The 23152-nt window shown below is 58.4% G+C and carries 23 protein-coding genes; 7 read left to right on the top strand and 16 right to left on the bottom strand.

The genetic code is table 11. The features are described 5' to 3' along the window. Positions 1-3: 3 nt before the first annotated feature. The 11 genes from AC8GFP_RS06780 to sucC all read right to left on the bottom strand — a co-directional run bounded on the left by AC8GFP_RS06780 (position 4) and on the right by sucC (position 11153). Positions 4-1719 carry a GspE/PulE family protein gene (locus AC8GFP_RS06780; protein WP_506611559.1) on the bottom strand — a complete coding sequence of 572 codons (1716 nt, stop codon included), beginning with the start codon at positions 1717-1719 and terminating at the stop codon, positions 4-6. After that, a complete protein-coding gene (locus AC8GFP_RS06775; RefSeq protein WP_506611557.1) occupies positions 1716-2315 on the bottom strand; it encodes a hypothetical protein in 600 nt (199 codons plus the stop codon). Before AC8GFP_RS06775 ends, AC8GFP_RS06780 begins: the two co-directional genes overlap by 4 nt. After that, the gene (gene pilO2 / locus AC8GFP_RS06770; RefSeq protein ID WP_506611555.1) at positions 2299-3741 is read right to left on the bottom strand and encodes a type 4b pilus protein PilO2; all 1443 of its coding nucleotides are present in this window, start codon (positions 3739-3741) and stop codon (positions 2299-2301) included. The genes AC8GFP_RS06775 and pilO2 overlap by 17 nt, the downstream gene beginning before the upstream one ends. Positions 3742-3755: 14 nt before the next feature. After that, on the bottom strand, positions 3756-5366 hold the full coding sequence (locus tag AC8GFP_RS06765) for a secretin GspD/PilQ domain-containing protein (protein ID WP_506611553.1): 1611 nt from the start codon (positions 5364-5366) through the stop codon (positions 3756-3758). Between the two features lie 5 nt (positions 5367-5371). Continuing rightward, a complete protein-coding gene (locus AC8GFP_RS06760) occupies positions 5372-5839 on the bottom strand; it encodes a toxin co-regulated pilus biosynthesis Q family protein (RefSeq protein ID WP_506611551.1) in 468 nt (155 codons plus the stop codon). Positions 5840-6081: 242 nt separating this feature from the next. Then, positions 6082-6738, bottom strand: a complete 657-nt coding sequence (locus AC8GFP_RS06755) for a hypothetical protein (protein ID WP_506611549.1) — start codon at positions 6736-6738, stop codon at positions 6082-6084. A gap of 26 nt (positions 6739-6764) precedes the next feature. Then, on the bottom strand, positions 6765-7403 hold the full coding sequence (locus AC8GFP_RS06750; RefSeq protein WP_506611547.1) for a PulJ/GspJ family protein: 639 nt from the start codon (positions 7401-7403) through the stop codon (positions 6765-6767). A 327-nt stretch (positions 7404-7730) separates the two neighbouring features. Beyond that, positions 7731-8243, bottom strand: coding sequence for a pilin (locus AC8GFP_RS06745; protein WP_506611545.1), 513 nt, complete (start codon positions 8241-8243; stop codon positions 7731-7733). Positions 8244-8348: 105 nt separating this feature from the next. After that, positions 8349-9092, bottom strand: a complete 744-nt coding sequence (locus AC8GFP_RS06740; protein WP_506611543.1) for a TerC family protein — start codon at positions 9090-9092, stop codon at positions 8349-8351. Further along, positions 9093-9986, bottom strand: a complete 894-nt coding sequence (gene sucD / locus AC8GFP_RS06735) for a succinate--CoA ligase subunit alpha (RefSeq protein ID WP_506611541.1) — start codon at positions 9984-9986, stop codon at positions 9093-9095. A gap of 3 nt (positions 9987-9989) precedes the next feature. Further along, complete coding sequence (gene sucC / locus AC8GFP_RS06730; RefSeq protein ID WP_506611539.1) at positions 9990-11153, bottom strand: ADP-forming succinate--CoA ligase subunit beta; 1164 nt, start codon at positions 11151-11153, stop codon at positions 9990-9992. A 177-nt stretch (positions 11154-11330) separates the two neighbouring features. On the opposite strand from sucC, the gene argC reads away from it, so the two are divergent. Further along, entirely contained in the window at positions 11331-12254 is a 924-nt protein-coding gene (gene argC, locus AC8GFP_RS06725) for an N-acetyl-gamma-glutamyl-phosphate reductase (protein WP_506611537.1), read from the top strand. 440 nt (positions 12255-12694) lie between these two features. Here the strand turns inward: argC and recX are convergent, their stop codons facing one another. Beyond that, a complete protein-coding gene (recX, locus tag AC8GFP_RS06720) occupies positions 12695-13327 on the bottom strand; it encodes a recombination regulator RecX (RefSeq protein WP_506611535.1) in 633 nt (210 codons plus the stop codon). Continuing rightward, positions 13324-14385, bottom strand: a complete 1062-nt coding sequence (gene recA / locus AC8GFP_RS06715) for a recombinase RecA (protein WP_506611533.1) — start codon at positions 14383-14385, stop codon at positions 13324-13326. Before recA ends, recX begins: the two co-directional genes overlap by 4 nt. Positions 14386-14582: 197 nt before the next feature. On the opposite strand from recA, the gene AC8GFP_RS06710 reads away from it, so the two are divergent. The 4 genes from AC8GFP_RS06710 (at position 14583) to AC8GFP_RS06695 (ending at position 18198) form a co-directional block, all read left to right on the top strand. Then, positions 14583-15071 carry a MarR family winged helix-turn-helix transcriptional regulator gene (locus AC8GFP_RS06710; RefSeq protein ID WP_506611531.1) on the top strand — a complete coding sequence of 163 codons (489 nt, stop codon included), beginning with the start codon at positions 14583-14585 and terminating at the stop codon, positions 15069-15071. An 85-nt stretch (positions 15072-15156) separates the two neighbouring features. After that, the gene (locus AC8GFP_RS06705; protein WP_506611529.1) at positions 15157-15840 is read left to right on the top strand and encodes a response regulator transcription factor; all 684 of its coding nucleotides are present in this window, start codon (positions 15157-15159) and stop codon (positions 15838-15840) included. Between the two features lie 60 nt (positions 15841-15900). Then, the gene (locus AC8GFP_RS06700) at positions 15901-17334 is read left to right on the top strand and encodes a sensor histidine kinase (protein ID WP_506612301.1); all 1434 of its coding nucleotides are present in this window, start codon (positions 15901-15903) and stop codon (positions 17332-17334) included. 12 nt (positions 17335-17346) lie between these two features. Then, positions 17347-18198, top strand: a complete 852-nt coding sequence (locus AC8GFP_RS06695) for a 2-keto-4-pentenoate hydratase (protein WP_506611527.1) — start codon at positions 17347-17349, stop codon at positions 18196-18198. 9 nt (positions 18199-18207) lie between these two features. Here the strand turns inward: AC8GFP_RS06695 and AC8GFP_RS06690 are convergent, their stop codons facing one another. Continuing rightward, positions 18208-19278, bottom strand: coding sequence for an ABC transporter ATP-binding protein (locus AC8GFP_RS06690; protein WP_506611525.1), 1071 nt, complete (start codon positions 19276-19278; stop codon positions 18208-18210). 84 nt (positions 19279-19362) lie between these two features. Between AC8GFP_RS06690 and AC8GFP_RS06685 the strand changes: the two genes are divergently transcribed. Together AC8GFP_RS06685 and AC8GFP_RS06680 are read left to right on the top strand one after the other, a co-directional pair. Beyond that, on the top strand, positions 19363-20970 hold the full coding sequence (locus tag AC8GFP_RS06685; RefSeq protein WP_506611523.1) for an ABC transporter permease: 1608 nt from the start codon (positions 19363-19365) through the stop codon (positions 20968-20970). 182 nt (positions 20971-21152) lie between these two features. Continuing rightward, the gene (locus tag AC8GFP_RS06680) at positions 21153-22148 is read left to right on the top strand and encodes an extracellular solute-binding protein (protein ID WP_506612299.1); all 996 of its coding nucleotides are present in this window, start codon (positions 21153-21155) and stop codon (positions 22146-22148) included. 68 nt (positions 22149-22216) lie between these two features. Here the strand turns inward: AC8GFP_RS06680 and AC8GFP_RS06675 are convergent, their stop codons facing one another. After that, positions 22217-22402, bottom strand: a complete 186-nt coding sequence (locus AC8GFP_RS06675) for a hypothetical protein (RefSeq protein ID WP_506611521.1) — start codon at positions 22400-22402, stop codon at positions 22217-22219. After that, the gene (locus AC8GFP_RS06670) at positions 22399-23151 is read right to left on the bottom strand and encodes a biotin--[acetyl-CoA-carboxylase] ligase (protein ID WP_506611519.1); all 753 of its coding nucleotides are present in this window, start codon (positions 23149-23151) and stop codon (positions 22399-22401) included. The genes AC8GFP_RS06675 and AC8GFP_RS06670 overlap by 4 nt, the downstream gene beginning before the upstream one ends. Between the last annotated feature and the right edge of the window lies 1 nt (position 23152).

Here is a 23152-nt window from a genome sequence, read left to right as displayed (position 1 = left end):
GGTTCAGTGGATATTGCGTGAAGAGGCCAAGATGGCGGGTGGGCCGAAGGTGCGCTCGAAGTGATAGGGGTCCAACACACCGCGCGACATTTCATACAAAGCATGGCCCCAGGCCTCTTTGCCCAGCATGTCTTCTTCATCAAAGCGCGATTGACGCTGCGACAACCAGAGTTCTCGGGCTTGAATGTCTTCGCGTTTGCGCATCAGGTGCATCAGGTGCATCAACTCGGTGGTGATCGGAATCACCTCGGCACACACCTTGACGCCATGCACACCGACATGCACGTTGTCGGTGTTTTCCAAACCATTCACTTGGCAATGCGTGCAACCGCTGTCGCTGGCGCAGCGGAACTGGCTCGGGTCGAGCTTGAAGTATTTTTCGTAGGCCGCCAAAGCCTGCGGGTCCATCACCTGCAAGGCGGGTACGCTGCAATGCACACAGTTTTTAGGCACCAACACCTGGTAGACCAAGATGGACAAGAAGTCGGGGGTGCACACGTCATCGCGGATCAAACCAATGTGCTGCGAGGTCAATCGCGCGATGATGCCCAAGGCCGAGGTGGCATGCACCGTGGTGAGGAGTTTGTGGCCGGTTTGGATGGCGGCATGCGCCATGTGGCCCGACATTTGATCGCGGATCTCGCCAAACATGCCGACATCCGGGTCCATGCGCAAAAACGCCAGCATGGCTTCTTCAAAGGGGTTGGCCTTGGGGTCGTGGGTTTTGCGGCGGATCGAAAAATGGTTGACGCCCGGCACCTGGTATTCCACCGGGTCTTCAATCGAAATGATTTTGCGTTGACCGTCTTTGGCCAGTTGACTTAGCAAAGAACTGAGCGTGGTGGTTTTGCCCGAACCGGTGATGCCCGCCACGAACACGCCGCCCCAAGCCGAGGCGGTGGCTTCTTGAATGCGTTCGAGTTGCCACCTTGTGTAACCCAAGCCCTCCAAACTGGGCAAGCGGGTTTTGTGGGCATCCCCTACACGCAACACCCGCATGATGGCGTCATAGCCGCCCACCGTGGGATGGCTTTGGTAGCGCAGCAACACTTTTTGGCCATGCACCTCCAGCGGAATCATGGCCGACTGCACCGCCAAGGAATTGAACGCCACTTCCGAGCGCGAGCCTTCTTCGGCCAAGATGGTGTAGCCGGCCGCCAAGCCGTTGTTGACCACGCGCGAGGGAAAGTGCGTGACCTTGCGCATGATGCCGTCACGGCGAATCCGCAAACGGGCATAGTCGTTTTGCACTTCAAAGTGGATGTCGGTCGCATCCAATTTCAAGCACCGCGCCACCGTGGTTTTCAACCAATCGATGGGCGTGGAGTCGGCCACCATGGTTTGCAAAACCAGGCGCTCTTCTTCCTTGAGTTTGTTGGCTTTGATGGCGTCTTTTTCATACACATGCTCTTGCAGCAAGGTGTGCAAAATTTCGGTGGTGCAGGTGTAGGCGCCAGCGAACCCCAAGCCCAAACGCTTGCCCTGTTCAATCAAATGAAACCAGGCGGTGCTGCCGTTTTCACCTTGGATGCTCAGTACAAAAAACGTGTTTTGTGCCGTGGCCATGGCGGCCATGGCTTTGTGTTTGGCCTTGTGCAGTTCAATGCTGGGGGTTTCACCGTGCGACAAAATTTTCACGAATGCTGGCAGCATCGTGTAGTCATGGATGTGGCCCGAGTTGCGCAGGCTGGCCTTGGGTGCTGACGCCGTGGTGTTCATGGTGTTGCGGTTTGGCTGCTGGCTGCAGGCGCAACATCGTCTGCATTTTTGTCCAAGGCTTGGGGCAAAGGGGACGCTTGTGGCTTGGGCGGACGCGACAGCAAGCTTGCCAAGCCATCATCGTGGATGGTGTTTTTTTGCAGGGCTTGCAAATAGCCATCCAACTTGGTGTCTTGGTCCGGGGCTTGCAACACCAGCACTTGGCGTTTGTTGGCCACCGCTTTGGTCTCAACCAACCAAACCTGCTGGTCGCTGATGTCCGTCACCTGCCACGGACCCACATCGGCGGGCAGTTGGGTGCTGTGCACCGTGTAGGCTTTTTGCTGGTGCAACAGCACCGCAGTGAGTTGCGCATCTACACCGGTGATGGACCAGAGTTTGGGCTTGCTGGCAGGCACAGGTTTGGCCTTGGTTTTGTTACTGCTGGTGCTGGCGGATTTGGGCGGGGTTGCACCTTGCAACTCTTGGGTTTTGAGGGCCTTGCTTTTGGCAATCAACTCGCCCACGCTGCTGGGCTGTGCCATGGCCATGTGCACACTGCCCATCACCAAAATGGCGGCGACACAACGCGCATGTGCATCAACGCTGTTGAACATAGTAGCTTCCTTCCAATCGGTATGAGGTGGTGGTTTGACCTTTGTCGGTGGCGAAATTCATCACCAAGCTTTTGGTCACCATGTAGGGGGCGATGCTGATTTCGGGCAACACCCACAGTTCGTGCTCCACAGCCCAGTCGCCACTGGCCACGACTTCTTTCACTTCATCCACCTGACCGCTGCCCCCAAACAACTGGGGCGGTGTCAGGCTGGCTTTCATAGGCCCGAGCAGCGCAAGTTCTTGAAATTGGCTGGAGAGTTCACGCAAGCCCTGTTGCTGGCTGGGCAAGACGCTGTAGTGCAAGCTGGTGACGGGTGGCGCTATTGCGCCCGCGCTGGGGGGCAAGCTGTGGGTGGTAAGGATGCTGGCTTGCAAAGGGTCTGCACCGGCCTGCACTTCTTTCACGCTGTCGGTGTAGGGTGGCAAGTGCTTGTGAAAATCGGCGTAAGAACCAAACACACGCTCCCATTGGGCGTTGCAGTTGCTGGGCTTGCATTCGACTTTGGTCAGACGCCAGCCCTGGTTGGTGACGGGGATGTTGTTGATGGTGGTCAACCAGTTTTTCAACAGGCCCGGGCCGCTTGGCGGCAAGGCCTGCAAGGCTTGTTGCAAGCTGGTGCGGTAGGCGATGACTGGATTGACCTCATCGCGTTTGACTTCTTGCATCACCGCTTCGCGTTGTGCTTCTAACCAGTACATGGCTGCGGCAAACCCCATTGCCAACAGCAGCGCCAAACCGATGAGCCAGGTGGTGCTGCGGGTGCCCGGGATGGCTTTGATGCGGGCTTGTTTGGCTGGTTCGCCGAAGATGTCTTCGGGTTCGATGGTTTCTTCGCCTTCGATCAAACCGGCATTGCCCACACCCCGCACCGGATGCCCGGCCTGAATGGCTTGAAACTCTTCGATCAATTCTTTCGCAGGCGCAAACGGGCCGACAAAGTCAAACCCTGGAATCGGACGCGATTCATTGATGGCCACCACCGCATACGCGCCTTTGGGCAGGGCGAAGGCGTACAACTCGAGGCCGCCTTGCGACATCTTGCTGGCCAAGTGCATCGCGGCTGAATACTTGGTGCCGCGGGTTTTGGGCAGCGCGGTGGTGCTGCCCATCAAGTCTTCCATTTCAGACAAGACATAAAAGCCCATGCCTTCTTGCTTGGCCAATTTCATGCTGCGGGCCAAGGTGCGGGTGGGTGGCAGCAAACGCCAATCCAAGCCAAAGATGTATTGCTTTTGCTCGATGACGATGCGCCGGGCTTGGTTGTTCTGCCAATCTGGTGCAGCTGTGTTCGCTGCTGTTTTTGCAGCGGCTGCCGCGCTTGGCGTGATGGGTTTGGCCGCAGGCGCTGCTGGTGCGCTCAACACATCCGCCAACGACTTTGGCGGCTTGACAAACAAGGCTTTCAAGGTTTGCACAAAGGACATGGTCTGGGCCCGCTTCAGTTCAACAAACGGGGGGTGATCAAAACCACCAAGGTGCTTTTGTTGCGGTTGCTGTCCTTGGTGCCGGGCACGGTTTTGCGCACCAAATCGCTTTGGCGGCTTTCCGTGGTTTCGTTTTCAAAACCGCTCAGCACAATCGTGTCGCCCGACTTGACCATCATTTTTTGCTGGGTCGTGAACTGGGAAATATTCGGTTGTTGAATCGATTGCTTGGCGCTGCCTTCGCCACTGGTGAAAGTGGCGAGCTCCTTCAGCGTGCTCAGGGTGATGCCCGCTTTCAACAGCACATGGTTGGAATCGAGCACGATGGGCAACAGGTTCAAGGTGAAGCCGGTGGTGAATTCGCCAGGGGTGAGGCCCGATTGACCGACCACCGGCACACCGCTGGCCGAGGCGGTGATGGCCGGTGTGCTTTGCTTCAAATAACTTTGCGTGCTGACCGATCCCAGCGGCACGGCTTGGCGGTTCATGGTGGTGATGACGCTGGAGTAGGAGGTGCTGACACGGCCAAATTTTTCGAGGGCCCGCAACAGCAAGGTGTTATTTCCACTGTCACCGGTTTTCACCAGACTGATGTTGCCAGGGCCCGTCGGCAATCCACCGGGGCCATTGAAACTGAGGGTGCCCAGCTTGACGGTGTTGGTGACAAAGTTCCAGTCGATGCCGGATTGGTTTTCATTGCTGAGCGTGATTTGCAGCACCTCGACCGTGAGCGCCACTTGCCGACTGAGCTGGCGGTTGATGCTGTCCAAGTGCCGCTCCATGGCTTGCACATTGGTGAAGGAGTCGCTGACCGTGATGGAGCCCAAACTGGCATCGAGCTGCAAGCGGCCGTGGCGCGACAACATGCCGCGCATGGTTTTCTCCACGCCTGTCAAGACGTCATCACCACCTCCCTCTTCTTTGCCGCCTGCGCTGGCTTCAGCGCTGCCAGCGGGCAAGGTTTTCACCAACAAGGTGCGGGTCACCACGCGGTAGAGATGGATCTTGCCGTTGGCATACAGCCATTGCAGGTCGTTGTGCGTGGCCACCAAATCGAGCAAGCCTGCCAAGCTGCCTTGGTAATTCAGTTCCAAGCCGGGTTCGTTTTCATCGGCATCCACCCATTGCTTGGGCCCACCGGCTTTTTGAATCCCTTGCGCGGCAGATTGCAACTTGGCAGCTTCTGACTTGGTCTTGGTGGTGGGCACAGCTGGGGCTGCGGCGGGTCCGCCAGGCGCATTCGCCGATTCAGCTTGCGGCGCGAATTGACTCAGGGGCAGCAGGGCGTCGGCCGCCACGGTGACAGGAATGCCGGTCAAGCGTTCGATCAGGTTGGCAATGGTCGGCAGGTTTTGCCGCCCCGGCATGCGCAGCGTGACCCGGCCGATGTGCGCGGGCAGCAACTGGGTGTTTTGAAACGGGATCGACTGGCGGGTGAAACGCGGTACGTTGTCGAGCACCACCAGCTGCGGTTTGTCTTGGTTGGCCCGCAATTGCGCATTGGCTTTGTTCGAGCGCTCCAGCACCTCGCTGTGGTCGGCTTCGGCTTTTTTCTCATAGACACTGGCGCAGCCCATCACCGACAAAGCGACGAGCAAGACCAGCACATGTTGCAACTTGTTCATGGTGTTTACTTTCTGCGCGGTTCGAGATAGCGGGTGATGCGTATCACCCGGGTCGAGGGGTTCAAGGCGGCTTGCAGCGGGTAGTCCGAGTCGTTCAAGGAGTCCATGACGGTTTGCACCACTTGCACAAAGGTGCCTTCCAACATGATGTGGTTTTCGATTGGAAAGTCGCGCTCGGCGTCCCACACCAACTGCCAACCAGCCTTTTGCGACCAGCGTGCCATCACGGTGGACAAGGTTTTGTCGAGCCGTTGAATCTCCCATTGCGCGGATTGCTCTTCGGGCCACACGGGGGCCGCGCCGGGTTGCGGGTTGTCCGCCTGGATGGTGGGTTTGGGGCTGGTGATCCACTCGACATCGAGCTCGATTTTTTTCTCCATGTCTGCCACTTTCAGCGGCGCAGCCAGCACACAGCTGGTGGCCACAGCCAGCAGCAGTGCACTGCTTAATGATTTGTAATGCCTGTGATACATACTCTTAAAGACCTCTTTGCGTGAAGTGAACCTAGTTTAATAGAGTTAAAAGTACTTATCCAGTGTTTTTTATAGTTTTTTGAGTACTTGTTGTATTTATGGAATACTTTGTATTTGGTTTGTTTTTTGTTATTTTTATTGTTTTAGTTCTTTTTAGGGACTTGTTGGGCGGCATAAAAAAACCGCAGCAAGGACCAGGGCCCAGGCTGCGGCAAAAGCTGTCAACCCTCTGTCAACAGTTCTCAGGATTTATCGAATTGCACGGCGATGTCGACCCTTTGATCCATCATGCATGCTTGGGCTGCAGCGGCCAAATTCAAAGCACCAGTGCCTGTTTTGACAGCCGCCTTGCCAACACCATAACCAGCTACTGGTCTGGTTGAGCTGTGGGCGCCCGCAAGGATTGACCTGGTGGTGGGATGCAAGGCCATGTTTTTAATCAGGGGCAGGCAGGCTTCTTGGGGTACACGCCACAAGTGGTAAATGAAGCCACTGTTTGCTGGCGTAGAGTTGTTGCCATCAGCCCACATCATTTCTTCGGAGCCGCTGAAATGGCCCTTGATGTTGGTGACCGCTCTAGACACAACCCTTTCATTCGCGCCCGTACCCGATTTAACCTCTGAGATGGTTAGCCGCTCCTTGGGCCAGATATTCATGGCTGCCAAGGTGGTCAAGTTGGCGCCTGCGGTGGAGTCGCTGCCAGAGAAGGCGGCGTTTGCTTTGTTCATGCTGACATTGGCACTGGCGATGGCAGCGTTGATCGCGGCATCGGTTCGGATGCGCTTGACCACATAAAAGCCGGCCAACACCATGCTGGCGATCAAGACCATGCTGATGCCCAGTTCGACCAAGGTGAAGCCTTGTTGTTGGGCACGTGGCCCTGTGTGTGTGTATTTCATGTGAACTCCTTGGGTGATGGCGTGGTTCACAAACGGATGATGGCCGCGATATCCACCAGTGGGTTCACGGAACTGCAGCCTTTGCCCAGTTCGGTCGGACTGATGGTGGCGTCATCGGGCTTTTTGACTTCATTACTGCTAGGCTTTGCGCCTGAGGGCGTAGCACCACTGGCGCTGCCAGCGTAGATGGCATAGGCCATGTTGTCCAAGCCGCTGACCAAGTCGGCGCAGGCCGCAGAAGGTACATCCTCAAAGTAATAGACAAAGCCCGAATTTGCGCCGAGTTTGCCGATTTCCGCCGAATTCGGAAAGATGTGTTCCTTGGTGCCGGCAATCACGCCGCGCACTTCCGTCTTGAGGATGGTTTCTGTGCCACTTTTGGTCTGGGTGTTGGTGAAGCGTTCTTGGGGCCAATAAGACAGGGGCACCAGGTTTTCATTGGTGGCGCCGCTGGTGGTCAATGCGTTTTGAAACTGGCGGGTGATTTTGGCAATCACTTGGGCCGAGTCCTTGAGTTGGTTGTTGACATTGTTGGTCAACAGGATTTGGCGGGTGCCCATGAGGCCACCGACCAAGATGACCGCTACGATGGCCAAGGCCACGGACAGTTCGACCAAGCTGTAACCGGCTTGTTTTTTGGCAATTTTGTTTGCTATAGGTTGCATGAAATATCTCCCTTAAGTGATTGGTGCTGATGAAAAAAGATGATTTAGTGTAATTGAACTACAAAAAATTTGTAAAGCGATTTGTTTCTAATCCAAAAGTTGTTGTTAATTTGAGATAAAGAACAATTTTCTGGTGTGTGTTGCTTGAAGATCCTCCCTTAAGTGTTCATGTTTAAAGTTGTTAGGGTATTTAGTATGCATCAACAAGGAATAATTTCAACAAATAGATCAAATAAGTTGCAAATTTTGTCTCAAATTTGCAAAAAGTATTAAAAAAGGGTGCCGAGGCACCCTTTTTTGGAAGGAAGAAAACGTCTTGTGCCGTTGTCAGCGGCACTCGGAGGGCGCATACCGCGCCTCGAGGGATGCAGCGGCGGCGAGTGTCACGCCGGTGGGGCCGGTGGCGCCTTTGGCCAGGCAGCGCCAGCTGACGGTGCCTTGGTCGGGCACGGCAAATTCGGCCGTGGCGTCTGGCAAGCCGGTGGCGGCCGCGGTGGTGCCGGTGAACGGCACCAAGAGCAAACTGCCGTTGCCCGCCGCCTTGCTGGTGGTGATGGTGATGACGCCGGTTTTGGCCTCGACCGCGATGCTCGACAGGTTGGGCGTGGCGGCTGGTGCGGTGAACCCAGCCGCATAGCCATTGGTGGAGGCGCTGCCACTGCCCAGCACGTCGATGACATTGGTTTTGGCCATGCCTGCCAAGCGCAGGCCTTCGCTGACGCGGGCCCGCACGCTGTAGTCTTGGTAGGCGGGGATGGCTTGCGAGGCGAGGATGCCGATGATGGCGACCACCACCATGAGTTCAATCAGGGTGAAGCCGCTTTGAGTAGAGATGCGCATGGTTTGCTCCTTGGGGGTTGAATGGAGCAAACATTGTTGAAACGAAGCGCTGCGCGGGGATGAAGTCGCGCATCGTGAATCTGTGAGCCAAGCTCACAGGAGACGTTAAGGGGGCAGTTCGCGGCTCAAATCAGCGGCCCGGCCATAGCGCTTTTTGGCTTGCCCGACCAAGATCACCAAAACAGCACCCAAGACACCGGCCGTTTGGTAGAACCAGTTGGCGACTTTGAAGCCGCCATCGGCCAGCACCTGGCTGGGCACGTAGGCCTGCAAAGCCGGGTCGGTGGCGGCCATGGTGCCAGCAATCCAACCCATCAACATGCCGCCCAAGGTGATGACCCAGGGAAAGCGGTCCATCAGGCGCAACACGATGCTGCTGCCCCAAACCACGATGGGGATGCTAAAGAGCAGACCAAACACCACCAACACCATTTGATGGTCGCCGCCGCCGGCTTGCGCCGCCGCGGCCACACCCACCACGTTGTCGATGCTCATGACCAGGTCGGCCACCACGATGGTTTTGACCGCCGCCCACAATTTATCGCTGGCGCTGATCTCGTGGTCTTCGCCCTCGTCGGTCAAGAGCTTGATGCCGATCCACATCAGCAACACTGCGCCCACCAGCTTCAAGTAGGGAATGCCGAGCAAGGTGAGGGCGACGCCAATCAGGGCGACGCGGATGATGATGGCCCCAGCGGTGCCCAGCAAAATGCCACGGCGACGTTGGTGCTCGGGCAAGTTTCGGCAGGCCATGGCGATGACGATGGCGTTGTCGCCGCCGAGCAAGATGTCGATCAGGATGATTTGACCAACGGCCAACCAAAAAACGGGGTCGTTGAGCAGTTCCATTTAGAGCAAGGCCTTGAGCAGCTTGCCCATTTCAGACGGGTTGCGGGTGATTTTGAAACCGCACTCTTCCATCACCGCCAACTTGGCTTCGGCCGTGTCGGCCCCGCCACTGATGAGCGCACCAGCGTGGCCCATGCGCTTGCCCGCAGGTGCGGTGACACCGGCGATGAAACCGACGATGGGTTTTTTCATGTGGGCTTTGCACCAGCGTGCGGCGTCGGCTTCGTCCGGTCCACCGATTTCACCAATCATGATGACGGCATCGGTGTCGGGGTCGTCGTTGAAAGCACGCATGACGTCGATGTGTTTCAAGCCGTTGATCGGGTCGCCGCCAATGCCCACCGCACTGGACTGGCCCAAACCGATTTCGGTGAGCTGCGCCACCGCTTCGTAGGTGAGCGTGCCAGAGCGCGACACCACGCCAATGCGGCCTTTGCGGTGGATGTGGCCGGGCATGATGCCGATCTTGATTTCGTCGGGGGTGATGAGGCCGGGGCAGTTGGGGCCCAAGAGCAGGGTGCGTTTGCCGCCTGCGGCTTCCTTGGCCTTCATTTTGTTGCGCACGTTCAGCATGTCGCGCACGGGGATGCCTTCGGTGATGCAAATCGCCAAGTCCAGATCGGCTTCAACCGCTTCCCAGATGGCGTCCGCAGCACCAGCGGGTGGCACATAAATGACCGACACGGTGGCGCCGGTTTGCTGCGCGGCTTCTTTCACCGAGGCGTAGATGGGGATGTTGAAGATGGATTCGCCAGCCTTCTTGGGGTTCACACCCGCCACAAAACACTGTTGGCCGTTGGCGTATTCCTGGCATTTTTCGGTGTGGAACTGACCGGTTTTACCGGTGATGCCTTGGGTGATGACGCGGGTGTCTTTATTGATGTAGATGGACATGTTTCAAGCTTTCAGTGCGGCCACGACGGCTTGCGCGGCGTCGGCCATGGTGTCGGCGCTGATGATGGGCAGGCCGGACTCGGCCAGCATCTTCTTGCCCAAATCTTCGTTGGTGCCCTTCATGCGCACCACCAATGGCACGCTGAGGTTGACCGCTTTACACGCGGTGATCACGCCGTGGGCGATGGTGTCGCATTTCATGATGCCGCCAAAGATGTTGACCAAGATCGCTTTGACCTTGGGGTTTTTCAACATGATCTTGAAGGCTTCGGTGACTTTTTCGGGGGTGGCGCCGCCGCCCACATCCAAGAAATTGGCGGGCTCGGCACCAAACAACTTGATGGTGTCCATGGTGGCCATGGCCAAGCCAGCGCCATTGACCAAACAACCGATGTTGCCGTCCAAAGAGATGTAGGCCAAATCGAATTTCGAGGCTTCCACTTCGGCCGGGTCTTCCTCGTCCAAATCGCGCAAGGCGACGATGTCGGGGTGGCGGAACAAGGCGTTGCTGTCGAAGTTGAACTTGGCGTCCAGCGCGATGATGTTGCCTTTGCTGTCGCGGTTCAGCGGGTTGATTTCCACCAAAGAGGCGTCGGTGTCCATGTAGCACTGGTAGAGCTTTTTAAACACGTCCACAGCCTGCGCGGTGGCGGCGGCGGGCAGGCCAATCGCTTGGGCAATCTTCGTGGCTTGCGCGTCGCCCAAACCGGTGAGCGGGTCGATGAATTCGGTGATGATTTTCTCGGGCGTGCTGTGCGCCACTTCCTCGATGTCCATGCCGCCTTCGCTGGAGGCGATGAAAGCGATTTGCTGCGTGGCGCGGTCGGTGACCAGGGACACGTAATATTCTTTTTGGATGTCAGCGCCGTCTTCGATGTAGAGGCGGCGCACCTTTTGGCCCTCAGGCCCGGTTTGGTGGGTTTTGAGCTGCATGCCCAAAATTTCGGAAGCCAAGCGTTTGACGTCATCAATGCTCTTGGCCACTTTGACACCGCCGCCTTTGCCACGGCCACCGGCGTGGATTTGCGCCTTGACCACCCAAACTGGGCCGCCGAGTTTTTGCGCAGCCTCAACCGCCTCTTGCACTGTGAAGGCCGCGATGCCGCGTGGCACGGGCACACCAAACTGACGCAAGATGTCCTTGCCTTGGTATTCGTGAATTTTCATGAAGACTCGCTTTCAATTCGGCAGCGCTTGGGCCGCCTGACGTTTTCTCAAACCCTGCAGGGCTGAACTGGCACGAAATGTATCATGGTGCATTGCATCAAAATGCGCGTTTGATGCACAAATGACATCAGGCTGACACGATGTGCGCATGACTTTGGAGAGGGCGGCAGCAGCAACATGGCAAAGGTTTTCATCGACGGCGAAGCCGGTACCACCGGCTTGCAAATCCGCGAGCGTTTGGCGCTGCTGCCAAGCATTGAGCTGGTCAGCATCGACCCGGACAAGCGTAAAGACCCGGCGGCCAAAGCCGCCTTGATGGCCACGGTGGACCTGGTCATTTTGTGCCTGCACGATGATGCGGCCCGTGAATCCGTGGCCATGATCGACGCATTGAGCGGCCGGCAGCCGCGCATCATTGATGCGTCTACGGCGCACCGCACCCACGCCGAATGGGTCTACGGTTTTCCTGAACTGGCCTTGGGCCAGGCCGACAAAGTGCGCCAGGCCCAACGGGTGGCCAACCCCGGTTGCTATGCCACCGGCGCCATCGCCCTGATCCGCCCGCTGATGGACGCCGGTTTGTTGCCGCGCCACTTCCCCTTGTGCTTGCCCTCGGTGAGCGGTTATTCAGGCGGCGGGCGAAGCATGATCGAGGCCTATGAAGCGGGCACCGCGCCCTTGTTTGAGGCCTACGCACTGGGCCTGGAGCACAAACATATTCCGGAAATCATGCATTGCACGGGTTTGACTTGCCGCCCTTTGTTTGTGCCGAGTGTGGGCAACTTCAAGCAAGGCATGTTGGTGCAGATTCCGCTGCATTTGTCGGCCTTAGCCGGTGTGAAAGCCCATGATTTGCATGACGCACTGGCAGCGCATTACGCCCAAACCAACGACGTGGCCGAGCCCTGTGTGAGCGTGTTGCCGCCCACTGCCGACCTGAAGCTGGACGCCACGGCGTTGAACGACAGCAACCGCATGGAGTTGCGGGTGTTTGCCAACGAGGCGCATGGGCATGTGGTGCTGATGGCCCGCTTGGACAACCTGGGCAAGGGCGCGAGTGGCGCGGCGGTGCAGAACCTGCGGCTGATGCTGGGGGTTTGAGGTCCGTCACATCTCCTCTGCGGACAAGAAGTCACGCTTGAGCCGCCCGCCATGGGGACTCATTTTTCTGGTCTTTGGTAATTGGGGTCAGATTCCAATTCTTTGGCTGCTTGCCCGCCGCGCTGGGCTCAAACGCCGCTCACCGCAGCGGAGCTGCAACGTTCGCTACGCGTTTGACCCAGCACGTCGGTCAAGCTGAAGCAGCTTGAATGGTGATCGAAAAACCAGCCCCCCATTCTGTCGGGCTCCATTCAAGCTTGCTCCGAAACATCACTTCAAAGTCGCACGGCATGGGGACCATTTTTTGAGCGAAAGACCAGAAAAATGAGTCCCCATGGCGGGCGGCTTAAGCGTGACTTCAGAACCAAATAATTGGAATCTGACCCCAATTAAATCAACTAATTGGAATCTGACCCCAATGACGAGGCTTAAGCGTGACTTCAGTCTTCCTCGACGCCCGCCACCACCTGCTTGACCACATCGCTGGAGAAACCACGTGTGGCCAAAAACCGGGCTTGCCGGTTGCGCGTGGCGGCGTCGGTGGCAACATGGCCGAATTTTTTCTGCCAAACCGCCAAAGCCCGCGCCAGCTCGGAGCCTTTCAAACCTGCCATGGTCTCGGCCACCAACTCGGGTGAGACACCCTTGGCCTGCAATTCTTGGCGCAAACGCATGCCGCCCAACTTGCCAGCGCGGCGGTTGACCAGGGTTTCAGCGACCCGGGTGTCGTCCACCAAGCCCTTGGCTTCGAGCTGGGCCAAGGCCTGCTCGACTTCCTCGGGGCTGGCGTTTTCGCTGACGAGTTTTTCTTGCAACGCTTGGCGCGAGTATTCGCGTTGCGCAAGCAGGCTGACCGCGCGGGCTTTGACATTCGGTGCCCGCGCATCTTTGCTGTTGGAGGATTCGGTCATGTGCTGCACCTCTGAAACAGGGCCCGCCTGTGCCCGCCCCCGTCCCACGCTGGTGTGACTGTGGCCACTGCTGGCAGCAACAGAGCCCGCGCTGACCAGACCAGGGCTGGCCGCCCCGCCCTGGATCACCTTGAACGGCCACTGGACCGCAGCGCTTCTCACTTGACGGCCTGCAGTTTGGCCTCTTCCACCTCTTGCGGCAGCAAGGGGATGCCCAAGGACTCGCGCACCTTGTTTTCAATTTCGAAGGCCAACTCGGGGTTCTCGCGCAGGAATTCGCGGGAGTTGTCGCGGCCTTGACCGATTTTTTCGCCTTGGTAGGCGTACCACGCGCCGGACTTGTCGACGATTTTGGCGATGACGCCCATGTCGATGATTTCACCGTGGCGGCTGATGCCCTCGCCAAACAAGATGTCGAACTCGGCGGTTTTGAAGGGCGGTGCCACTTTGTTTTTCACCACCTTGACTTTGGTTTCGTTGCCGATGGCTTCTTCGCCCTTTTTGATGGTGCCGGTGCGGCGGATGTCCAAACGCACCGAGGCGTAGAACTTGAGCGCGTTGCCGCCGGTGGTGGTTTCGGGGCTGCCAAACATGACGCCGATCTTCATGCGGATTTGGTTGATGAAGATGACGGTGCAATTGGTTTTCTTGATGTGCGCGGTGAGTTTGCGCAGCGCTTGGCTCATGAGGCGGGCTTGCAGGCCAGGCAGGGAGTCGCCCATTTCGCCTTCCAACTCGGCCTTGGGTGTGAGCGCCGCCACCGAGTCGATGACGATCAGGTCGACCGCGCCGGAGCGCACCAGGCTGTCGACGATTTCAAGGGCTTGCTCGCCGGTGTCGGGCTGGCTGATGAGCAGGTCTTGCAGGTTGACACCCAGCTTTTGTGCGTATTGCACGTCCAGCGCGTGCTCAGCGTCGACGAAGGCGCAGGTGCCCGCCATTTTTTGCATCTCGGCGATGACTTGCAAGGTGAGCGTGGTTTTGCCGGAAGACTCGGGGCCGTAGATTTCGATGACACGGCCGCGCGGCAGGCCGCCCACGCCCAAGGCGACGTCCAGACCGAGCGAGCCGGTGGACACCACTTGGATGTCTTCAATGGCTTCGCCCTCGCCCAAACGCATGATGGTGCCTTTGCCAAACTGCTTTTCAATTTGGGCCAAGGCGGCTTGCAAGGCTTTGGCTTTTTCGCCGGCGGCGGCGATGCTTTTCACGTTGTCCATGGAAAACTCCTTTGTGGTCAATGGGTTGTGGTGTTCATCTTGACCTGCTTTAAACCACAGGCTGGATGCTTGAACAGTACTTTATCGCAGAATATAAATCTGTAAAGGCCTTTTTTGGTCAGTTTGCCTTACGATATACCCGCGCCGTCAAAACCCTGCCGTGCCCCTGAAACACCTCCTCGTACACCACACCAACCATGAGCTTCAACCTCCTCCCCTCGGCGCAAGACTGGCGGCAAGCCCACCTCGGGCGGCTGCTGGGCCACGCCATGCGCCGCTTTGATGAACGCGTGTTGCAACTGATGGCGCAGCACATCGAGGTGCCGCTGGCGCTGGCGAATTTGGCCGCGCGTGACAAGGTGAGCGCCGCCCACATCCACATCACGCGCCACCTGCCATTGGAAGGCGCACGTTTGAACGACTTGGCGGCGATGGCAGCGATGAGCAAACAAGCCATGGGCGACCTGGTCACGCAATGCGAAGCTTGGGGGCTGGTGGCGCGATGGCCGGATGCGCTGGACAGCCGCGCCAAGCGCATCGTGTTCACCGACACCGGTTTGGCTTGGCTGCGCGGTTTCGAGCAAGCCGTGGCGCAAGCCGAAGCCGAGTTTCGACAAGCGGTGGGCGCGGATGTGGCCACCGTTGTCAGCCTGGGTCTGGAGGCCTATGCCAATGGCTATCGTTAACCCTCAATAACCGGGCCGACATGCCGCAAGCGCAAGCGCTGCACCTAGAATGAAATCGCAGCGCCGTGCGCTGAGGAGAGCGGGCATGCGCATATTGATCGCCGAAGATGACCAGGTGTTGGCCGATGGTCTGCTGCGCACATTGCGCGCCTCGGGTGCAGCTGTTGATCATGTGCCCAATGGCAGCGAGGCCGATGCCGCGCTCATGACCTCGAATGAATTCGACCTGATCATCCTGGATCTGGGCCTGCCCAAAATGCACGGCCTCGAAGTCTTGAAACGCCTGCGGGCCCGAGGCAGCAGCATGCCGGTGCTGATCCTGACCGCGGCCGACAGCGTGGAAGAACGCGTCAAGGGCTTGGACTACGGCGCGGACGACTACATGGCCAAGCCCTTCAGCCTGCAAGAACTCGAAGCCCGGGTTCGTGCACTCACGCGCCGCGGCATGGGCAGCACCACCGCCACCATCAAACACGGGCCCTTGGTCTACGACCAAGCTGGGCGCATGGCCACCATCGACGGCCGCATGGTCGAGCTCTCCGCACGAGAACTCGGTTTGCTCGAAGTGCTGTTGCAACGCGTGGGCCGCTTGGTCAGCAAAGACCAGTTGGTGGAGCGTTTGTGCGAATGGGGCGAAGAGGTCAGCAACAACGCGATCGAGGTGTACATCCACCGCCTGCGCAAAAAAATTGAAAAGGGACCGATCCGCATCGCCACGGTGCGCGGCCTGGGCTATTGCTTGGAAAAAATTGCGCCACCACCTGCTTGACCGTTCACGCCTTCTGGCCATGTTCTCGTCTGTGCCCAAGCCTTTGACGCCCCCGCCATGGTGAAGCTGTTTCAACGCCGCCAAAACTCGCTGTTTGGCGAAATCCTCGACTGGATGCTCACACCCCTGCTGCTGCTGTGGGCGGTCACCTTTGGCCTGACCTGGCTGGTGGCCGAAGGCATTGCACGGGTGCCGTTTGACCAAGGTTTGGGGCACAACGCCAAGGCCTTGGCGCAGTTGGTCCGCAGCGACGAACCGCGTGTGAATTTTCAGTTGCCGCAACCCGCGCACAACATCTTGCACGCCGATGAAACCGACCAGGTGTACTACCAGGTCATGGGCACCCAGGGCGAGTTTTTAAGCGGCGAAGTGGCTCTGCCGCCACCGAATGACGACGAGAAGTTGGTGACCGAAGAACTGCACATGCGCGACGATGTCTTCAAAGGCACGCCGATCCGAGTGGCCTACATCTGGGTGCGGGTGAAAGACCCGGAGGCGCGACCGGTGCTGGTGCAGGTGGCCGAAACCCTGGAAAAGCGCTCGGTGCTGGCGCAAGAAATCATCCAAGGCGTGATGCTGCCGCTGTTTGTCATCTTGCCGCTGGCCGTGTTGTTGGTTTGGTTGGCCCTGGCGCGTGGCATCCAACCACTCAATCAACTCGAAGACCGCATCCGCAAACGCAAACCCAACGACATGAGCCCGTTGGATGAAAGCATGGTGCCCACCGAGGTGTTGCCGCTGGTCTCCTCGATCAACGATTTGCTCAACCGCTTGCAGAGTTCCATTGCCACGCAAAAGCGTTTTTTGGCCGATGCCGCGCACCAGCTGAAAACACCGCTGGCCGGTTTGCGCATGCAAGCCGATTTGGCGCAGCGCACTGACGCCAACGCCGACGATTTGAAACAATCCTTGAAACAAATTGGCCGCGCCAGCATGCGTGCCACCCACACGGTGAACCAGCTGCTGGCCTTGGCACGGGCCGAGAGCAGTGGCGCCCCCGTGGCGATGCAAACCTGCGACCTGGCCGCCCTGACCATGGACGTGGTGAAAGACTCCTTGCCCCGCGCCATGGAGCGCCACATCGACCTCGGCTTTGAAGGGCCAGACGACACCCGTGCCTTGATTCAAGGCAACCCCACACTGCTGAAAGAAATGGTGCGCAACCTGATTGACAACGCCATCAACTACACCCCTTCCACGCAGGCCAAGCCGGGCGTGGTGACGGCGCGTGTGAGCGGCGCGGCCAGCACCGGCTGGTTGCTCGAGGTGGAGGACTCGGGCCCAGGGATTCCGCTGGCAGAGCGCGAGCGTGTGTTCGAGCCGTTTTACCGGGCCTTGGGCACCGAGGCCGATGGCTCGGGTTTGGGCCTGGCCATCGTGCAAGAAATTGCCGAGAAACACCAAGCCAAAATCAGCCTGGCAGATACCCACCCGGAACAAGCACTGCCAGGTGCGTGTTTTGGTATTTTGTTCAACCCCACCCCACCAACCTAGTGAGAAGTCTCCTTGAAAAAAATAATCACCCTGTTGTGCCTGTTGCCCTTGTCTGTTGCTGTGCATGCCGCTTGCCCGAGCGACGCCCAAGTGGACGCTTTCCTCGCCAACTTCAGCAAACGACAACTCAGCGCCGGTTTTGGCAATGACATCAGCGCCGCCGATGCCGATTGCGCCAAACACAAATTGGCAGCCAAATTGCCCAAGTATTTGGGTGACCGCATTGGCTACAAAGCAGGCTTCACCAGCCCAGCATCGCAAAAAAACTTTGGCATGGATGGTCCGAAATGGGCCTACATGTTCAACCGCAACATGATCGACATCATTGCGGTCGTACCGGCCCAATTTGGCGCTCGCCCCACCTTTGAGGCCGACATGCTGGTCGAGGTGAAGGACGCTCGCTTGGCCGAGGCCAATACCCCGCTGGAGGCTTTGGCCAGCTTGGAATCGGTCATCCCCTTCCTTGAATTGCCCGACTTGATGATGGAGGGCAAGTTCTCCGGCAATGCTTTGCTGGCGGCCAACCTTGGCTTCAAGGGTGGCGTGCTGGGCGCTGAAGTACCGGTGCAAAACACCCAGGCTTTTGCTGACGCCTTGGCCAACATGACGGTGGTGATGAGCGACCGCGGCCCGCAAGCGAAAGAGTTTGGCCGGGCCAAAGGCAGCGATTTGCTGGGCCACCCTTTGAATGCGGCCATGTGGCTGGCCAAGGCCCTGAAAAAAGAAGGCATCAGCTTGAAAAAAGGTGATCTGTTGAGCTTGGGTGGGTTCTTGCCGCCGGTGCCCAGCCAATCGGGCATGAGCATTCAGTTGCAGTACTTGGGCTTGCCTGGTGACCCAGCGGTGACCGTCGATTTCAACTGAACCAGGGCCTCACGCGGCTTTGCTAAACACCACCACATGATCGGCTTGCAAGCGGATGCCGATCCATTCACCAATATGGTGGTCATGGTGACTGGGGACATGGGCCATGACATGTTGGCCACTGTCCAAGCGCAGGGTGTATAAAAACTCGGAGCCGCGAAAGGCTTTGCGCACGATTTGGGCTTTCACCGGCGCTTCATCGTCATGAACAATATCGTCCGCCCGCAGCAGCACTTCGCAGTCGCCGTCTGCCACGCCTTGGCATTGCGCTAAATCGTCAGCGACATCATCCAATTCACCCAGTGGGGTTTGCAGCAACCAGTGGGCGTCTTCTTGCACGACATGGGCGGGGGCGAACACGCCGTGACCGATGAACTCGGCAACGAAGCGGGTGCTGGGCCGGTGGTAGAGCTGATAGGCGTCATCCCATTGATGCAATTGACCGTCATGCATCACCCCAATCAAATCGCCCAAAGCAAAGGCTTCCATTTGGTCGTGGGTGACAAACAAGGCGGTGATTTGCGCTTTTTTCAAAATATCCCGCAGTTCATGGGCCAAGCGCTCGCGCAAATCGATGTCCAAATTCGAGAACGGTTCATCCAGCAGCAACAATTTCGGCTCGGGTGCCAAGGCGCGCGCCAAGGCCACACGCTGCTGCTGTCCACCGGAAAGCTCGTGGGCTTGGCTGCGTCCCAAGGCCTCCAAGCCGACCAAGCTGAGCATCTCTTGCACCCGCGCTTGGCGTTGCGCGGCGGGCCAGTCGGACAAACCAAAGCCGACGTTGCGTGCCACGTCCAGGTGCGGAAACAAAGCGTAATCTTGAAACACCATGCCAATGCGGCGGTGCTCGGGTGCGGTGTGGTGTTCGGGGGTGCTGATGTCATGACCCGCCATGCTGATGCGGCCATGGCTGACACGCTCGAGCCCTGCCACCGCGCGTAACAAGGATGTTTTGCCACAGCCTGAGGGCCCAATCAACACACCCATTTGGCCTTGGGCCAAGCCAAAGCTCACATCGCTGACCGCAGGCTTGGCGCGTCCAGGATAGTGCACTTGCAAATGAGAAACATCGAGGTACATGGATGGGATTGTAGGCAGGCGGTCTTGCAAACCCGCGTCCTACAATCTGTTTTCATTTTTCTCGCGTGCTTTCTGGCACAACACATGCTCTTACTTTCTGGTTTTCGCGGTTTGCTCACCTTGCTGTTGGCCTTGCCTGTGTTGATGGTGTTGGCCGCTTGGACCCAATGGGATGCCAGCTCGGCGCAAGTGCTGCAAGCGCTGTCGCAAACGGTCTTGCCGGATTACTTGTTCAGCAGTTTGTTGCTCTGCTTGGGCGTTGGTCTGGGGGTGATCAGCATGGGCAGCGTCACTGCCGCAGCCGTCAGTTTGTTTGACTTTCCTGGGCGCAAAACCTTGGAGTGGGCCTTGTTGTTGCCGCTGGCCATGCCCGCTTATGTGGTGGCTTATGCCTACACCGATTTCTTGCAATTCAGCGGGCCACTGCAAACCCAGCTGCGCCAGGCTTTTGGTTGGCAAGGCGCGTTGTGGCCGGACGTGCGAAGCCTGTGGGGTGCCGCCGCGGTCCTCAGCTTCAGTTTGTACCCCTATGTGTATTTGCTCACCCGCACCGCCTTGAACGAGCGTGCCCCGCAATTGATGGAAGCGGCGCGTTTGCTGGGCTTGGGCTTGATGCATCGCATTTTGCGCGTGGCCTTGCCCTTGGCCCGTCCGGCTATTGCGGCAGGTGTTGCGCTGGCCTTGATGGAAACCTTGGCGGATTTTGGCGTCAGCAGTTATTTTGGCGTGCAAACTTTCACCGCTGGCATTTACAAGTCATGGCTGGTGATGGACAACCGCTGGGCGGCGGCTCAACTGTCCACCGTTTTGTTGGTGCTGGTTGGCTTGATGCTTTGGCTCGAGTTTCGCGCCCAATCGCGGCTGCGTTTTGTCAATGCCCGATTGAGCTCGCACACACGTGAATCACAACCCCTGCGCTTGCGCTCATGGTCGGCGCTGTTGGCCTTTGTTTTGTGCCTGATGCCCATTTTGCTGGGCTTTGTCGCGCCCTTGCTCATCATGTTCCATGCGCTATGGCAAAACAGTCAAACCCAACATGTGCCTTGGCCTTCCTTCATGGCTTGGACCTGGAACAGCTTGCGCTTGGGTGGCATCACCGCTGTGTTGGCCGTGGCCTGTGCCCTCTTGTTCGCCTATGGCGTCAGGGTCCAGCCCAGCCGCTGGCGTCTCTTGAGCACCCAAATCATGGGCTTGGGCTATGCCATCCCGGGGGTGGTCATCGTGGTGGGTCTGCTGTGGCCGGTGAGCTGGTTGCAAACCCACTGGCCCCAGAGCCAAGCCGGTTACTGGCTGACCGCCACCATCTTGGGCTTGGTCTGGGCGTATCTGGTGCGCTTCATCGCGGTCGCCTTGCAAAGCGTGCAAAGTGGATACAGCCGCATTTCCAGTGCAACCGATGAAACCGCCCGCATGCTGGGCACCCATGGTTGGGCCTTGTTCGCCCGTGTGCATTGGCCATTGCTGAACCGGGCCACACTGGCTGCACTCCTGCTGGTCTGGGTCGATGTGATGAAGGAGTTGCCGGCCACGCTGGTGTTGCGACCCTTCAACACCGACACCTTGGCGGTGGTGGCTTATCAATTGGCGCGGGATGAACGCTTGGGCGAGGCGGCCTTGCCCTCATTGGCGCTGGTGCTGGTCGGTTTGCTGCCGGTCCTGTTGCTCAGCCGCGCCCTGCGTCAACCGACCTGAAGTCACCAGGCCTGCATGGCGGCCATCATGACCCTATCAAATGCGAATAATTCCTATTTGAGCTACAGTCAGGGTTTATTCGCATCGAAAGCTTGGTCATGATTTTTCGTTCCTTGTTGCGCATCCGTCTGCGCTTGAAGCTTGCATTGACAGCTTGCTTTGCAGCCGCTTTGACATTGGCCATGGCGCCAGCCCAAGCGGAAGAGCCCGTTTTGAACCTGTACTCGGCCCGGCATTACGCCACCGATGAGGCTTTGTACGCCAATTTCACCCAGGCCACGGGCATCCGCATCAACCGGGTGGATGCGGATGACGCTGGCATCTTGGCGCGACTGAAAGCCGAGGGCAGCGCGTCAGCAGCCGATGTGATTTTGTTGGTCGATGCATCTCGGTTGTGGAAGGGCGAGGTCGATCAACTCTTTGCCCCAGTGAAGTCTGTCGAATTGGAAAAAGCGGTCCCCAAGCATTTGCGGTCGCAAGCCCGCGCCGAGGGCAGCATGTGGTTTGGCCTGTCCACGCGGGCCCGCTTGATCGTGTACGACAAACAAAAGCTCAACCGAGCGGATGTCGACACCTATGAAAAATTGGCCGATCCGCGCTTGGCCGGTCGCTTGTGTGTGCGCTCTGGCTCACACCCTTACAACCTGTCCTTGTTCGGCGCCATGATGGAGCACCTGGGGCCTGCGGCCACCGAAACTTGGCTCAAAGGCTTGGTGGCCAACATGGCCCGCAGCCCGAAAGGCGGCGACACCGATCAGATCAAAGGCGTGGCCAGTGGCGAATGTGGCGTGGCCTTGGTCAACTCGTATTACTTGGCACGCATTCTGCGCAGCAACACGCCCGAAGACAAAGCCATCGCTGACCGGGTGGGTGTGGTGTTTCCCAACCAAGCCAGTTGGGGCACCCACATGAACATCGCGGGTGGGGCTGTGGCGCGTCATGCCAAGCACCCTGAGAACGCCCTGAAATTTTTGAAATACCTGGTCAGCGCTCAAGCCCAAACCTATTTTGCCGACGGCAACAATGAGTGGCCCGTGGTCAAGGGTTTGAAGCTGAACAACCCGGCCTTGCAAGCCATGGGTGGCGACAACTTCAAGAGCGAGCAGTTGCCTGTGAATGTGGTGGGCATGAACCAAGTGAAGGTTCAACAAATGCTCGACCGGGTGGGCTTTCGCTGAACCTGAGCGCCGCGCTGTCAGCCACCACTTGTCGGCTCACCCGAATGCGCGGGTGACGGCGGGTTTGTTCAAGGCTTGTTCGGGTTGGGCAACAACTGCAGCGCCTCAGGCCGCACCTGGTTTTCCAAGCGTTGCGGCTCGCGTGGGTCGGTGGGGCCAAAACCCAAGCGGCGCAAATGCCCGCCCGACCAGGCCCAAAACCACAGGTTCAGCAGCAGCAAAGCGATGCACAAACGAAAGCCCCATTTGTTCATGCCACCGCCCCCGGTCGCACACTGACCTCGTCACTGGCCACGCCCACGCGGCCTGTCGCGGTGTCGAGTTGCAACACGCCTTGCGCGTCCACGCCTGCGCCCACGCCTGTCACACCATTGGACAAAGCCAGTGCTTGGCCTTGCAATAAATCACGCTGAGCGTAGGTGGCTTGTAAGGGCGCAAAACCTTCGCGCTCGAAGCGTTGAATATGGGCCACCAAGGGCAACAAGATCGCAGAAAGCAGGCTGTCGGTGGTGGCCTGCGCTTGCACCTCGGCCCAGCCCACGGCAGGCATGGACAGGCCCTCCGAGGGCGGCGCTTTGATATTGATGCCGACACCCACCACCACATAACGCGAGGCTTGCGCCACCCCAGCCAGCACCGCGGTTTCAATCAGGATGCCGCCCAGCTTGCGGGCTTGAGACAGCGGCCCCAGCCACAGGTCGTTCGGCCATTTCAAACCCAGCTTGAAACGGTGGTCAGGGTCCAGGCTGTTGGCGATGCTCAGGCCCACCGCCAAGGACAAGCCCGACCAGTTCACCGGGTCCAGGGGCAGGCCCAAAGAAAACATCAAGGCGTCGCCAGGGCGGTCTTGCCACTGGCGGCCCAAGCGACCCCGTCCTGCGGTTTGGTGTTTGGCCACCAGCAAGGTGGGTCGGATGTCGCCCGCGCGGGCGCGCTGCATGAGCTCGCTGTTGGTGGAGGCTATTTCATCCCGCTTCTCGATCAACCAATCGGGCGGCAACAAG

The organism is Limnohabitans simekii (SeqCode), assembly GCF_965234735.1.
Taxonomy (GTDB): Bacteria; Pseudomonadota; Gammaproteobacteria; order Burkholderiales; family Burkholderiaceae_C; genus Limnohabitans; species Limnohabitans simekii.
The sequence above is the reverse complement of the archived record's forward strand: the minus strand, read 5'-3'. Positions and strand labels throughout refer to the sequence as shown.

Coding starts and splice junctions, on each gene's coding strand:
- AC8GFP_RS06780 (WP_506611559.1), bottom strand. CDS start 1,719: ATGAACACCACGGCGTCAGCACCCAAGGCCAGCCTGCGCAACTCGGGC.
- AC8GFP_RS06775 (WP_506611557.1), bottom strand. CDS start 2,315: ATGTTCAACAGCGTTGATGCACATGCGCGTTGTGTCGCCGCCATTTTG.
- pilO2 (WP_506611555.1), bottom strand. CDS start 3,741: ATGTCCTTTGTGCAAACCTTGAAAGCCTTGTTTGTCAAGCCGCCAAAG.
- AC8GFP_RS06765 (WP_506611553.1), bottom strand. CDS start 5,366: ATGAACAAGTTGCAACATGTGCTGGTCTTGCTCGTCGCTTTGTCGGTG.
- AC8GFP_RS06760 (WP_506611551.1), bottom strand. CDS start 5,839: ATGTATCACAGGCATTACAAATCATTAAGCAGTGCACTGCTGCTGGCT.
- AC8GFP_RS06755 (WP_506611549.1), bottom strand. CDS start 6,738: ATGAAATACACACACACAGGGCCACGTGCCCAACAACAAGGCTTCACC.
- AC8GFP_RS06750 (WP_506611547.1), bottom strand. CDS start 7,403: ATGCAACCTATAGCAAACAAAATTGCCAAAAAACAAGCCGGTTACAGC.
- AC8GFP_RS06745 (WP_506611545.1), bottom strand. CDS start 8,243: ATGCGCATCTCTACTCAAAGCGGCTTCACCCTGATTGAACTCATGGTG.
- AC8GFP_RS06740 (WP_506611543.1), bottom strand. CDS start 9,092: ATGGAACTGCTCAACGACCCCGTTTTTTGGTTGGCCGTTGGTCAAATC.
- sucD (WP_506611541.1), bottom strand. CDS start 9,986: ATGTCCATCTACATCAATAAAGACACCCGCGTCATCACCCAAGGCATC.
- sucC (WP_506611539.1), bottom strand. CDS start 11,153: ATGAAAATTCACGAATACCAAGGCAAGGACATCTTGCGTCAGTTTGGT.
- argC (WP_506611537.1), top strand. CDS start 11,331: ATGGCAAAGGTTTTCATCGACGGCGAAGCCGGTACCACCGGCTTGCAA.
- recA (WP_506611533.1), bottom strand. CDS start 14,385: ATGGACAACGTGAAAAGCATCGCCGCCGCCGGCGAAAAAGCCAAAGCC.
- AC8GFP_RS06710 (WP_506611531.1), top strand. CDS start 14,583: ATGAGCTTCAACCTCCTCCCCTCGGCGCAAGACTGGCGGCAAGCCCAC.
- AC8GFP_RS06705 (WP_506611529.1), top strand. CDS start 15,157: ATGCGCATATTGATCGCCGAAGATGACCAGGTGTTGGCCGATGGTCTG.
- AC8GFP_RS06690 (WP_506611525.1), bottom strand. CDS start 19,278: ATGTACCTCGATGTTTCTCATTTGCAAGTGCACTATCCTGGACGCGCC.
- AC8GFP_RS06685 (WP_506611523.1), top strand. CDS start 19,363: ATGCTCTTACTTTCTGGTTTTCGCGGTTTGCTCACCTTGCTGTTGGCC.
- AC8GFP_RS06680 (WP_506612299.1), top strand. CDS start 21,153: ATGGCGCCAGCCCAAGCGGAAGAGCCCGTTTTGAACCTGTACTCGGCC.
- AC8GFP_RS06675 (WP_506611521.1), bottom strand. CDS start 22,402: ATGAACAAATGGGGCTTTCGTTTGTGCATCGCTTTGCTGCTGCTGAAC.